This is a genomic window from Maribacter sp. 4G9, from assembly GCF_002742265.1.
In the GTDB taxonomy this organism is placed as follows: Bacteria; Bacteroidota; Bacteroidia; order Flavobacteriales; family Flavobacteriaceae; genus Maribacter.
On record NZ_MDGL01000166.1, the window covers coordinates 15,204 to 28,445 of the forward strand.

General features: G+C 43.4%; 9 protein-coding genes and 1 pseudogene. 4 read left to right on the plus strand and 6 right to left on the minus strand.

All coding sequences use genetic code 11. The features are described 5' to 3' along the window. Window position 1: 1 nt before the first annotated feature. The 5 genes from BFP75_RS17210 to BFP75_RS17230 form a co-directional block, all read right to left on the minus strand. Entirely contained in the window at window positions 2–2,224 is a 2,223-nt protein-coding gene (locus BFP75_RS17210; protein ID WP_099546582.1) for a TonB-dependent receptor family protein, read from the minus strand. A 199-nt stretch (window positions 2,225–2,423) separates the two neighbouring features. Continuing rightward, a complete protein-coding gene (locus BFP75_RS17215) occupies window positions 2,424–4,622 on the minus strand; it encodes a PepSY domain-containing protein (protein WP_099546583.1) in 2,199 nt (732 codons plus the stop codon). Window positions 4,623–4,631: 9 nt separating this feature from the next. Next, window positions 4,632–5,117 (minus strand): DUF2271 domain-containing protein, encoded by a 486-nt coding sequence (locus tag BFP75_RS17220; RefSeq protein ID WP_099546595.1) that lies wholly within the window; start codon window positions 5,115–5,117, stop codon window positions 4,632–4,634. A gap of 184 nt (window positions 5,118–5,301) precedes the next feature. Beyond that, window positions 5,302–6,792: an ankyrin repeat domain-containing protein gene (locus BFP75_RS17225; protein ID WP_099546584.1), complete on the minus strand. Its 1,491-nt coding sequence runs from the start codon at window positions 6,790–6,792 to the stop codon at window positions 5,302–5,304. Between the two features lie 3 nt (window positions 6,793–6,795). Further along, entirely contained in the window at window positions 6,796–7,731 is a 936-nt protein-coding gene (locus BFP75_RS17230; protein ID WP_206073568.1) for a DUF6607 family protein, read from the minus strand. A 100-nt stretch (window positions 7,732–7,831) separates the two neighbouring features. Here BFP75_RS17230 and BFP75_RS17235 point away from each other — a divergent pair, with 100 nt between their 5' ends. The 4 genes from BFP75_RS17235 (at window position 7,832) to BFP75_RS17255 (ending at window position 13,068) form a co-directional block, all read left to right on the plus strand. Further along, window positions 7,832–9,928, plus strand: a complete 2,097-nt coding sequence (locus BFP75_RS17235; protein WP_099546585.1) for a TonB-dependent receptor plug domain-containing protein — start codon at window positions 7,832–7,834, stop codon at window positions 9,926–9,928. 12 nt (window positions 9,929–9,940) lie between these two features. Further along, window positions 9,941–10,813 carry an IPT/TIG domain-containing protein gene (locus BFP75_RS17240; RefSeq protein ID WP_099546586.1) on the plus strand — a complete coding sequence of 291 codons (873 nt, stop codon included), beginning with the start codon at window positions 9,941–9,943 and terminating at the stop codon, window positions 10,811–10,813. A 246-nt stretch (window positions 10,814–11,059) separates the two neighbouring features. Further along, complete coding sequence (gene guaB, locus BFP75_RS17250; RefSeq protein ID WP_099546588.1) at window positions 11,060–12,532, plus strand: IMP dehydrogenase; 1,473 nt, start codon at window positions 11,060–11,062, stop codon at window positions 12,530–12,532. Window positions 12,533–12,627: 95 nt separating this feature from the next. Then, on the plus strand, window positions 12,628–13,068 hold the full coding sequence (locus tag BFP75_RS17255) for a hypothetical protein (protein ID WP_099546589.1): 441 nt from the start codon (window positions 12,628–12,630) through the stop codon (window positions 13,066–13,068). Window positions 13,069–13,072: 4 nt separating this feature from the next. On the opposite strand, the pseudogene BFP75_RS17260 reads toward BFP75_RS17255, so the two are convergent. After that, window positions 13,073–13,242: pseudogene (locus BFP75_RS17260) on the minus strand (IS1595 family transposase); the annotation flags it as partial.

Genomic DNA, 13,242 nt, shown 5'->3' on the forward strand with positions numbered 1-13,242 from the left:
TTTAATATCGCAATTCCAGTCCTCCAAAAATTCCTAAAGGCATTCCAGGGCGTAAACCGGCAGGTACACGTGCTACGGCATATGTTTCATCCAAAAGGTTCATCGCATTTGCGGTTATTGTAATATGATCGTTATAGCGATATTTGGTTCCCAAATCCAGAACTATATTGGAATCGACTTTCTCATTATCGGGAATGGAACCCGTTCCCGCTTTGGTCCTGAAAGCTCCGTTAAAACGTCCGTTAAGATGGACTTCAAATTTTTTGAATTCAATACTGGCGGCGGCATTAAATTGATGTTTGGATAAATAGGGCAATTCGTCCCCTTGGTTAACCGTACCCCAGATATCGTTTTCACTTCCAAAACTATTCTGGAATTCTGTATCTGTAAAGGTATATCCCAAAGTAATGGGCAATGAAACGTTTGTGGTAGATGGTAAAAGATCGTAGTTTAGCAATACTTCGATTCCTTGCACAACAACTTCACCTGCATTGAATTGGTCCAAGGAACCCGTCCCTCCCGTTGCTGCTAGGTCACTTCCCAATAGGTTGCTATAATCATTGTAAAAGCCGACCAGTTCCCCAGATAGTCCGGCGTACGTAAAACGCGCGCCCAATTCATAATTCACGCTTTCCTCCGGTTTTTCCCCAACTTGATTGCTTGGAGGGGAAAATCCTTTGTGAATGCCTCCAAATAGTGATACATTCTCAAAATTATAATTGAATCCCATTCCGGGTATGAAAACGTCCACATTGTTTTCCCGAGCGGATATATTGGTACCTGAACGTTCTGGGTCGTTACTCCCATAATCCGTTCTTCCCAATTGAATATTTTCATAACGAATACCAGGAGTAAGTGTTAGGTTTTTGTATTTTAATTTGTAAAGGGTATATGTTGAAAAAGCACGCGCATCACTTATTCTATTTGCGTCCGTTCCGGCCAAACGATTGGTGCCGAGTTCCATAATACCATTTGTTATTCCGTAATCATCCACCCACTGGAAACGGTCTTCATCATCATAGTGGTATCGCAATCCCACTTCAATATCGTGCATGGAAGAATCGGTACTCCAACGGTGGTTCAGTTTTGTTTGAATACCTGCGGATAGGTATTCCCTGTTGTTCGCTTTTACGGCTATCGCATCATTATCCGTGGTATTTGTGTTTCCACTAATGATATCATAATATGCCCGCAGGTCAACCGGGTTTTCAATGATGTTTGCAATACTTTGCCGTTCCCCGTTTATGGTTACGTAGTCTACTTTGTACCAATTTCGGTTCAAATCGTTGAGGTAGGCCGTAGTAGTCAGCGAGGTATTTTTACCCAATCCAAGTACATGGGTCAACATAAACTGAAGATGCTCTGTATTCATTTCATCTCTTTGTGAGCCGGCATAGCGTCTAAAGGGGTTTAGGGAAAAGTCGGTTTCGGTAAGCCCCAAATATGTTTCGTTGGAATCTTCATTGGAGTATTGGAACTTTAATTCCACGGATTGTGGAACTTTGGCATCGGCATTTGAATTGACCCTAAATTTTGCGACCAGGTCATTTTTATCAAAACCTGTATTCTCTCCATTATCCAAATCTTTGAAACCATTTGAATTATAGTTTAGGTATTCAATGGCGTAACCAAAGTTTTTACGGGTATCCCCAACTTGCGTGTGAATTCGTCCACTGTTGAAGCTTCCATAGCTCGAATTCAAAAATATGCCAAAACTCTCCGGCACCTCTGTGGAAATCATATTTAGGGCACCTCCCGTAGTGTAAGGGCCATATTGTACCTGACTACTTCCCTTGAGAATCTCAACGGCCTGCATGCGGCCTATGGTGGGGAAATAATAAGCCGAAGGAGCGCTATATGGTGCGGGTGCTATGAGTACACCATCTTCCATGAGCGTAATTTTTGAACTACGTTCAGGTGAAGTTCCCCTAAGACTAATGTTGGGTCTAAGGCCAAATCCATCCTCCTCGTAAACGTTTACTCCCGGGACCCCTCGGAGTGTTCGATTGATATCCGTATAATTGAATTTCTTGATTTCCTTGGGTGAAATGTAAAAGGCCGATCCTGTTCTATTTTTTGCCTCGAATTTACTACCCAAAATGGCATTTGCCTTTAGGGTTACTTCATTCAGATGAATGGAGTCCATTATAGTGGTTTGTGCTGGCTGTTGCGCTTTTAGTGAAAAGCTTAGTAATAGAATGGGGATAGCGGTGAACCTTTTCATTTTATTTAGACTTAATCAAAAGAATTTCGGCAAAAGTATTCGGTTCAATTTTATTTACAAAACTTATTTAGAATAAATAAAAATAAATTTGTCCCTTAATTGATTTTTTAACCTTTTTGGTTTTTTTTAATACTTAGTTAAGAATACGTGGCAATCTCAAGTGGCTTAATGTGGCTATCGGGTTATTTTCAAAATATCACTAATAGCAGTCCATTTTCAGTTGTCCCTTAGCTTCGAAATAGTTCAAGGGTGTACCTAGTTGTTTCATCGTGATTTCCTCTAGAAATTCCAGTACATCGTTCTGCATGCGTAACGACCCACAAATCATGATAATGGCTCCATTTTTTAGGCTCTTTGAAATGATGTGGGAATCTTGTGTCAAAAGATCTTGCACGTAGGTTTTCGAGGTGCCTTCACGCGAAAGCGCCACCTTTAAGGGATTCATTTTTCCTTCGTAACTAAGCTTTTCCAAATAAGGGGTGTAGATTTCCAAAGAAGCATTGTTTCGGCCGCCCCAATACACTTGGATTGGGATTTTATGTTTGTTTTCCGCAACAATACCTAAAAAGGGGGCAATCCCCGTGCCGTTGGAAATACAAAGTAGTTCCTTCGCCTTTTTTGGAAATTGAAAATGGGGGTTCGGTTTGATGCTGGCTTTGATGTTTTCTGAGGGTTTTAAGGAATTCATGTAGTTGGAAACAACCCCGTTCTCATGTTTTTTGATGCTAAGTAATATCTCTTGGCCAACTTTGGCTATAGAGAACCATCTGGGTATCCCGTCCTCTTTGGGTCGGTATTCCAAAAGGTCTCCTGATTGGAAGTTGCACTTTCCTTTTGCTTTAAGTCCGATTAAAAAGGTAGCGTCTCCATTGGGCTCGGTCTTGGATACCACTTCAAATTCATGCTTTTTTGGAATTTTATTCTTTATAGCCAATGCCGGAAGTTCCAAACGTTCCCCTGTTGCTTCACACCACCGGATAGACCAATTCCTAAAGGAATCAAATGATTGATTGTTGATTTTATATAGGGGAATGGTTTGCTCAAAACCGGGTATGGTAGCCATCCGATTTTCAACATCGATGGCGTATTTGCAGTAGTTGGGATATACCGTAGAACCAAAACCGATCACACAGTACTTGATGTGATTGGGCTGTGGCAAGGCCTCCAATAAATTTAAAAAATTTCGGGCATTGGTTGGGGGATCTCCTTCACCGTAGGTTGACGTCAATATAAAAAAATGTTCGGCTTTTTTAAACGTTTCATAGTCATTGAGTTGGCAAACAAGTACTTGTTTTCCCAATTTTTCCAGTGCTTTTTTGAGGGATTTGGCAAACCCGAAAGTCGTGCCGGTTTCAGAACCTACCAAAATGATATGCGTACATGCATCCTTATTCTTAGTGTCAAATTTTACCGAGTTCTTGGCCCGTTTGCGCCACATCACAAAACCCGAGTAGATAAAGAATAGGATCGATGCACTTGCCAATAAAAGTACCAAAGACCATAAAATCGAACCCCGTCCCGTATGCAGGTTCAAACTCCATTTACTGGCCAGAAATGTAAACGGATAGGGTCGCTCACTCAGGATTTCACCCGTATATTGGTGCATATAGAGTTCTTTGTTTTTGAGCGCAACTTCAAAAAAATCCTCGGGAAATGGGGTAAAGGGAAAGTTTATCTTTCTGACATTGTTTAGCGAGGTGGACTTGAATATATCCAAATCTTGGGGTCTTGCCGATTCGTCCACGTCTACTTCCGGTACAACTGTACCGTGTTTTACAATTGTACTGGGCAGCAGTGAAAATTTCTCTGCCGAAAGGTAAACACCAGTGGCTGCTAAAATAAAAATCGGCACCAAAAACCATCGACCCAAAGTGACATGGTATCGAAGTTCAAAATAATCCTTCTGCACCTTAGAGAATAATTTTAAGAAGCCACCTTGTCGCCTGATAATAAGAATAAAGCCTGTAAGCGCGATAAGGCAAAGCAAAAAGGAAACAAGTCCCACGAAAAAGCGACCAACGCCTTTTAGGAACAGGGAACGGTGCAAGTTGGTCGTAAATTGAAAAATAGGATGTTGCGGGGACGGCTCGCCCAGTGACTCACCTGTTTTGGGATGGATGTAGAACCGCTTGCCTTCGCCATCTTGGGTTAGCACATCGGCAAGGACAAAATCGTCGCCATCGACTTCTATACTCAATACCTCCTGATACTTTTCTTTTAGTGTACCGATGGTTTCCGCTAGGGATACTTCGGATAGGGCAACCGGTTCATAGGTTCTTAGGGCACTTTGCATGGGTTCAAAGGCCAATATTATTCCCGTCACCGATGCCAATATCAAAAAAAGGCCCGATGATAGGGCCAAAAGCAAGTGACTATATCTCCAAATTGAGATGGTCATAGATGGCTATTATTGTTGCATCATACGTACATACCGTATAAATCCCTTGCCTTCCTTTTTTGCGGTTAGATTTTCGGTAGTTAGGTCAAACTCCAAATCGTCCTTATAATATTCCTGGTCTTCCACGGCAGATTCAAATCGGATTTTATATCCGGCATCTATTTTTTCCGTAGGGATGTTCAAAATGGTCATTTTACGTTGGCCGCCAGTAACGGTTTCACCTACGATCGCATCAATGTTGGGTCTTCGGATACCATAGATGTTCTTCCACCATTCCTCCAGATCACGGTACCATTCGTTGTCATCGCCCTGAACATACAAGGTCTCTTGATACTTGCCATTACCGTCCAAAATGGAAACTACGATGTAAGCCCCTTCGCCTTCGTAATTGGTAAGCTGGATCATACATTTGTAGGATGTCGTTTCAGTAGCTTTGCCAAACGCAAACAGCACTAAACAGGCCAAAGCCACTATTGGGATAAAAAACTTTTTCATCTGTTTATTTTTATTGTTTTTCATAGGTCATGCTTCGACCACGCTCAGCACGGGGATGTAATTATGCACATCATTTCATTTTGTTTAGATGGGTGTTCATGAATCTTCGATTTCGCCATCCCGATAGCTATCGGGACATCTCGGTAGGTATCAAGACTTGTCATGGCTCATTTCATTCTTTAAATTATATTTTAAAAAAATCCAACGCGACGTTGTGCTTTTGCAACAATTCGTTTTCACTTGCCAGATCGTAGACCGTTTCTTCAAATTCTGTTTTTGCACGTACATCCGCCCCCCTCGAAATTAAATACTTCAACATGTCTTCATTATCGGATGACATTGCGGCCAAGTGCAGGGCCGTGATACCCTCGGAATTCTTTTGGTCGATGTCTATATTCAGTGGTTCCAATCTTTTTAACAGCGACAGGTTGTTCGCTTTCGCAGCAAGGTGCAATAAAGTATTTCCGTTGCCCTGCTTACCGTTCAGGGAAAGACCGGCTTCCTGTAGAGTATTCCATTTGTTGTCGAATTCTTCTGTGTTTTGGGAGTTATAGTTTTGAATCAGATAAAAGGCTACGGAGTTTCCATCTTTATCCTTTACATTCACATTCGCACCATGTTCCAAAAGGAAGTCCACTACCGTGTTGCTATTTCTTTCCACGGCCATCATAAGGGCATTGCGGCCTTTTTCATCGGTCGCATTGATATCCCTTACATGTTTCGCCAACAAATCCAATACTTCAAGGTCGTTCCCAGAAGCAGCTAACATAAAAGGGGTTATGCCTTCCTCATCCTTTAGTTCAGGCGAAACACCGGATTCAATATAATGGGCGAACAAACTAAGGTCTTTGTTCCTCCCTGCGATTAGGTGCAATAGATTTTTTCCTTCTTTATTTACAAGTTGATTGGATAATCCCATTGCTTCCAAATAGTCGAATACCTCCTTAGTGTTTTGGATTCGTCTGGTTCCCCTTGCGGCCATGAAGAGTGCATTTTCACCTTCAGAATTCAACGTTTTATAATCCAGCCCATTTTTTGCCAAGGTCTTTAGCAGGTCGATATTCCCGCCACGGGAGGCATATTGGAAAACTCCGTTTCCGGCATCATCCGTACTGTTGAGCGGTAGCCCCCTATCCACAAAATATTGGAGCACCTCAAAATTATCGGCTCCAGAGGATGCCAGTAACAAAGCGTTGGCCCCATTGTGTGTAGTCGCTTTTATGTCCGCTCCATTTTCAAGAAGGGCATCAAAAATCTGGGTATCCGTAACACCGGAGTTTGCCGCAAAATTAAGTACGGAATAGCCGTGGGCATCTACTGCGGCGGCATTAGACCCTACGTAGAGTAGGTATTTGACCAATTCCAAATTTCCCGCATAGGCGGCCCAATGCAAGTAAATTCTACCGTCATGGGTCAATTTGTCAACACCGTTTCCTTCCTTGGCAATAATATGTGCCATGGTTTTGGTATTCACTTTCTGCAAAATGGCATAGGTGGGGCCATCAAAATAAGCGGCATTGCGTTCGGTAATATCGAAACCTTGCGAAATGGTGGCCTCTATTTCCTCTACGGAGGGATTGCCGTTCCAGTATTCCCTGTCCAAGAATGGGTTTTTCTGGGCGGCAAGACTGAAACAAAAAGTTATGGAGAGGATCGAGTTTAAAATGTTTTTCATCGGTTATTTGCTTTTAAGGGCTTCTTTGGATTTTTCATCAACGACAAAAGCATCAATTACTGCTCCGATTTTGTCGGCATTCGAAACTTCATCATCGAACAAATGCTTAAAAAGTACCTTGTTGTCCACTTTCTCCTTCAGGACCAAATCGGTTTCCTTAGCAAATACTTCATCCCATTTGTCACGCACCATGGCCCATTTATCATCGTTGGCGGTCCACCAGTCGGCCGCTGCCTTACAGCGCGCATCGGGAACCTTTACATAAGTATTGTACCCTTTCTCTTTGGCCAATAGGATGTCATTCTCGCTATTTTTGCGTATGATTTTTGAATTGTCCTGATCGTGCACCCATCCATCGGCGGTAATTTCATGTCGGTTGCCACGCATGGTCAGGTTATAATCCCCTCGGGTGGTATATTCCCTTCTGGGAAGCGGTGCGGGGGTAGTGTTTTCCCAAAAACTTGTGCCATCCACATGCACCCAGGAGGAACTCCCTTCATATCTGGGACTGTCATCTACCTGATACACTTTTTGGGTCCACTGACCGGTCACTTCACCTTTAGGTTTCTTGGTGAAGCTCCATTCGTTGTCACCATTGTATAAGTAAAAATCCGTGTTCTCGTAAAGCCAATCCTGTCTCCAGTGCTTTACGATCATGGGTTCTGCCGGATTACCCACTTGCAGTATGTGTTGTATAACGATTTTGTCATCTTCATCCGTCACTAACTGTGCCCACTCCAGACCTTTATCCACCTTTGTTTTAGAAGGTTTGTACAAAGAATCCTGACTGTAATTAAAGGTTTCGGCAAAGTTGAAGGTGACTTCAAAACAGCCGCACATTTCCTTGATGGATTGTTGATCCATTTCTTTTTTGGTCTGGGCAAAAACGGTTGTTCCCATTACAATAACCATAGCGGTAACTAGCTGAACTTTTCTCATTTTGTTATAGATGTTAAAGTTTATGATTCGTTGAAATTTTTACTCTCTTTATTTAGACTGATTTAAAATAATAATTATTTTTGAGCCAAATTTATACAGAATGAGTCTAAATAAAAATAATTTAACGTTTATTTTTTTCACCATCTACCTTTCATTTATCTGGGGACAGACAGAAGAAAGTAAAGACTCCATTCTGACACAAAATTTGGAAGAGGTCGTAGTTACTGCGACACGTACCGTTCGTCAGTTATCGTCCCTGCCCTTGCCGGTTACCTTGATTCCTAAAACACAACTAGAACGAACGGGAGTAACCCGGTTGAACGAGATTTTAAATGAACAGACGGGAATCATTATGACTCCCGATGCCACTGTTGGTGGGGGCGAGGGGGTTCAGATACAGGGGATAGCGTCGGATTATGTATTAGTGTTGATCGATGGTGTTCCCGTAGTGGGGCGCAGTTCTGGCAATTTGGATTTGAGTCGGTTTGCTATTGGAAACATCAAGCAAATTGAGATAGTCAAAGGGCCCTCTAGCAGTCTCTTTGGTTCGGAAGCCCTTGGAGGTGTTATTAATATCATAACTGAAAAGCCGTCATCTGAAAACATAAATGGACAACTAAGCCATCGCATCGCCACCTTCAACCACCATAACAGCAATTTCAGCATCAACCAACGAAAGGAGGACTTTGGTTATTCCTTTTTTGTAGACCGACTGAGTACCGATGGTTATGACCTCGCCTCCGGCGATGTGGGGCAGACGGTGAATCCCTTTGATAACTATACGCTAAACGGACGCCTTTTTTACGATGCGTCGGAAAAACTTGACTTCTTTGTCTCCGGCCGATTCTTTCATCAGGACTTTGATGTAGCCCCCAGTACCAGCATGGAACAGGATTTGAACCTATTGGTCCGGGCCAACCACGACCCTTCTTCCAAAACGAATGTACAGTATGAACTGTACTACACCAATTATATTACCGATGAAGAATCGTTGGACATCCTGACCGATGAGGTGCTTTTGGCGAACGACTTCAATCAGAAACTGTTCCGTCCGGAAGTCCGGTTTAACCAAAAATTTGGTGAAAACACATTTACGCTGGGCGTAGGAGGCAATTTTGAAACCTTGCAGCGAAACCTCTTTGCGGACAATGTGTCCTTTCTTTCGCAATATGTGTTTTCCCAATATGACTTTACACCTTTAGAAGAACTGAACGTGATAGCCGGACTGCGCTTTGACAATCACAGCGAATACAAATCCCAAGTGAGTCCCAAACTTTCCGCCCGGTATGAAATATCGCCAAGCCTTGCCGTCAAAGGTTCCGTGGGCAGCGGCTTCAAGGCTCCTGATTTTAGGCAGTTGTACCTTGATTTTACCAATGCATCGGGTGGGGGTTATTCGGTATTTGGCAAGGAGGTAGAAGCCGAAGGAATCCGGCGATTGCAGGAAAATGGCGAGATTTCCAATTTGACCATCAACCCTTCCCAATTAGGCCAACGGCTCAATGCGGAGAGTTCTGTGGGTTACAATTTGGGGCTTACCCTAAAGTCAGGAAAATTAACGGCCGATGTAAACCTGTTCCGCAACGATTTTACGAATCTTATCGACACCCAAATCCTTGCCTCCAAGACCAACGGTCAGAACGTTTTTGGCTATATCAACAGGGAACGGGTCTACACGCAGGGACTTGAAACCGATATTAAATTCAACGGCATTAAAAACCTGAGTCTTTCCGGTGGATATCAATTGCTATTCGCCTATGATAAGGACCAGGAGGATGCCTTGGCACAAGGGAACGTTTTTGCACGTGACCCTGAAACCTTGCAAACCGTGCGCTTGGAACGCAGCCAATACTTTGGTCTGGAAAATCGTTCCCGCCACACCTTTAATTTCAAGGTATTTTATGAAATCCCCAAATGGGATGCAAACGCCAACCTCAGGGTCGTTTATAGGAGTAAATTCGGACTTACCGATAGAAACGGGAACAACCTTTTGGACGATTTTGACAACAGTTTCGTGGATGGGTACTCCTTGGTAAACCTATCCTTGGGAAAAACACTTTTCAAGCATTACCAACTACAGTTGGGCGCGAACAATCTTTTGGACTTTAGGGGAAGCAACCCCCTCGCTTTACAGGATAACGAGGTTCTGATAAATCCTGGTATTCAATTATTCACTCGATTAAACATTACATTTTAAATTTTGATTTTTATGAAAACAACGCTAAAACTTTGTACCCTTTTATTGATGATTTTCTCTTTTGTATCCTGTAGCGACGATGATGCTCCCGTATTGGAATTTACGTTGACGGCCATCGCCCCGGAATCCGGCACCGTAGGTGCCGAAATTAGAATTTCAGGAACCGATTTCCCTTCCGATGCTTCCAAAATCTCTATTTTGTTCAACGGGGTTTCCGCCGAAGTTACTTCGGTATCCACTACAGAAATCGTAACTACGGTTCCATCTGGGGCAACTTCCGGACAAATTGAAATTTCGGCAAACGGGTCTACAAAAACATCGGCAGCTACCTTTACGGTGTTGTCCAATTTGATTTCGGAAACCGTGTCAAATTTGGAAGCGCCACAAACCGGGGGCCAGGGACAACCCATAGGCGGTATGTTTAAAAAATTCAGTTTTGAGACCGGAGCGGTCAGTGACAGTGAAACGGATTGGGACATTGCTTTTAGGGGAACCACCATTGCCGTTAACGGAGGTACGGCCACGGGAACCAATGAGGAGCCCGCTAGGAACGGTGATGGGGGTGCGACCATCCAAAACGGTGTTTTTTCCGATATCACAAGTGCCGATGGACTCTCCTTTGATCAAGATGCGGCAGGTTCCTTTGCCGTACCTGCGGGTAGTGGTGAAGGATGGTACAATTACAATCCGGCGACATTTACAGTTACCCCGATACCCGGTAGGATTCTGGTATTTAGGACCCATGATGGTAAATACGCCAAGGTTGAAATCATAAGTTATTACAGGGATGCACCGGCTGAACCCGATGCTTTTTCGGATGAATCCAGGGTTTATACCTTCAATTATGTGTACAATCCCAACGAAGGTGAAACCGCGTTGGAATAAAATAGGTTGTCAGGAATCCTTAGGACCGAGTAATTCTCCATGGATTGCTCGGTTTTTTTATGCGGATATTGGTATGTAGGTTACATTAAGTTGACTTAAAAAATAGGAATGATTGAATGCTTTTTTCGGGATTTGGAAGTTTAGGGTGCCTTTCGTAGCTACTTTGTTGGTATACCCCCCCTTTTTATAGGATGAATTATCCCAATTAAAAAGCGTATATTTGCACGCAATTAAATCCTTAATTGCATGGAAGCCCACCTAAATAAAATTCTTGGAGAAGGTCTTACGTATGATGACGTACTCCTGGTACCAGCCTATTCCGATGTATTGCCTAGAGAGGTCAATATTCAATCCAAGTTCACACGAAATATTACCATCAATGTCCCGATAATTTCTGCGGCGATGGATACCGTGACCGAATCCCGAATGGCGATTGCCATTGCACAGGAAGGTGGTATAGGCGTATTACATAAGAATATGACGATTGAGCAACAGGCCTTAAAGGTTAGGAAGGTCAAAAGGGCGGAGAGCGGAATGATTTTGGACCCTGTAACCATGCCCCTGAATTCCAAGGTCAAGGATGCCAAGGCGAACATGAAGGAGCACAGCATTGGAGGAATTCCTATTGTAGATGATGAGGGTAGGTTGATAGGTATCGTAACCAATAGGGATTTAAGGTTCGAGAAAAATAACAATCGTCCAATTGCCGAGGTCATGACCTCAGAAAATTTGGTGACGGCCGGTGAGGGAACTTCGCTTTCCGAAGCTGAGGATATTCTACAAGAACACAAAATCGAAAAACTTCCCGTAGTCGACAAGAACAATAAATTAATAGGTCTGATTACTTTTAGGGATATTACGAAACTTACCCAAAAACCTATTGCCAACAAGGACCAATACGGGCGGTTGCGCGTTGCCGCCGCATTGGGTGTTACCCTGGATGCTGTTGATAGGGCTGAAGCTTTGGTCAATGCCGGTGTGGATGCCGTGGTTATCGATACCGCCCACGGACATACCAAAGGCGTGGTTACCATTCTAAAGGAAGTCAAGAAGAAATTCCCGGATCTGGATGTGATCGTGGGTAATATTGCCACGGGTGAAGCCGCAAAATATCTGGTGGAGGCCGGTGCCGATGCCGTAAAAGTAGGGATTGGGCCAGGATCCATTTGTACCACTAGGGTCGTGGCCGGGGTAGGATTCCCACAATTCTCGGCCGTTTTGGAAGTGGCTGCGGCCATAAAAGGTTCCGGTGTGCCGGTTATTGCCGATGGTGGTATACGTTATACGGGTGATATCCCCAAAGCCATAGCGGCCGGTGCGGATACGGTTATGTTAGGTTCCCTTCTCGCTGGAACGAAAGAATCCCCTGGGGAGACAATTATCTATGAAGGTCGGAAGTTTAAAAGTTACCGGGGCATGGGTTCCGTGGAAGCTATGAAGCAAGGTAGTAAGGACCGATACTTTCAGGACGTAGAGGACGATATCAAGAAATTGGTTCCGGAAGGTATCGTGGGTAGGGTGCCATACAAGGGCGACTTGTTCGAAAGTATCCATCAATTTGTTGGCGGACTCAGGGCCGGTATGGGATACTGTGGGGCCAAGGACATAGAGACATTAAAGGAGACGGGGCGTTTTGTAAAGATTACGGCGAGCGGTATCAACGAGAGCCACCCACACGACGTAACCATCACCAAGGAATCCCCTAATTACAGTCGGTAACTTTCATAAAATAAAGTTTTAAAATAAGAATTAGCGTGTTCGTAATATGTATTATGAATCTACGTTTAATGGTAGTATGCCATAATATATGTACGATGAACAAAATTTCCTTTTCTGTCTTAGGATATCTTCTAGGGTTTTTTCTAATAATTTCTTGTTCCAATGAAAATGACCCGGCGGAGCTGAAAGACCTGCAATTGGTAATTTCACCAACTAATTTGGAGTTAACGTTGGATGAAATAGGCACCGTATTAATTTCATCGCAACCTCAGGGGTCCTTTGAGTGGCAAATAGGCAATAAACCCAATTGGATTAACTTGTCCCCTAACAATGGCATTGTGGATGGAAATATTTCCGAAATTACGGTCACTACAGATGTTTCAAATCTTTCCTATGGCTGGAATTCTGGTTCTGTTGAAATTATTTCCAGTGCTGCCGGCAAAAAATCCTTCGATATATCTGTTTATCGCGACACACCGTTAACTTCAATGATGTCCATTTCAGAGGAAATGTTGGAATTTGATTATTTGACTTAGGCATTTAACCACTAATATTTTTGATATAGCATGGCGGGGTATTTACCATCCTGAGCATCAGGTTGTCGAATATGCCCTCCTTCATGAAGCTGCGGTTGAACCTGTAGCAATATTCGTCGAGATAGTCCTGTAGGTCCCCCACGTGGTGGTGCATCCCCCTAAGCCATGCCTTGA

Excerpts from the sequence above, each read along its gene's own strand:
- BFP75_RS17210 (WP_099546582.1), bottom strand. The coding sequence starts at position 2,224 with ATGAAAAGGTTCACCGCTATCCCCATTCTATTACTAAGCTTTTCACTA.
- BFP75_RS17215 (WP_099546583.1), bottom strand. The coding sequence starts at position 4,622 with ATGACCATCTCAATTTGGAGATATAGTCACTTGCTTTTGGCCCTATCA.
- BFP75_RS17220 (WP_099546595.1), bottom strand. The coding sequence starts at position 5,117 with ATGAAAAAGTTTTTTATCCCAATAGTGGCTTTGGCCTGTTTAGTGCTG.
- BFP75_RS17225 (WP_099546584.1), bottom strand. The coding sequence starts at position 6,792 with ATGAAAAACATTTTAAACTCGATCCTCTCCATAACTTTTTGTTTCAGT.
- BFP75_RS17230 (WP_206073568.1), bottom strand. The coding sequence starts at position 7,731 with ATGAGAAAAGTTCAGCTAGTTACCGCTATGGTTATTGTAATGGGAACA.
- BFP75_RS17235 (WP_099546585.1), top strand. The coding sequence starts at position 7,832 with ATGAGTCTAAATAAAAATAATTTAACGTTTATTTTTTTCACCATCTAC.
- BFP75_RS17240 (WP_099546586.1), top strand. The coding sequence starts at position 9,941 with ATGAAAACAACGCTAAAACTTTGTACCCTTTTATTGATGATTTTCTCT.
- guaB (WP_099546588.1), top strand. The coding sequence starts at position 11,060 with ATGGAAGCCCACCTAAATAAAATTCTTGGAGAAGGTCTTACGTATGAT.
- BFP75_RS17255 (WP_099546589.1), top strand. The coding sequence starts at position 12,628 with ATGAACAAAATTTCCTTTTCTGTCTTAGGATATCTTCTAGGGTTTTTT.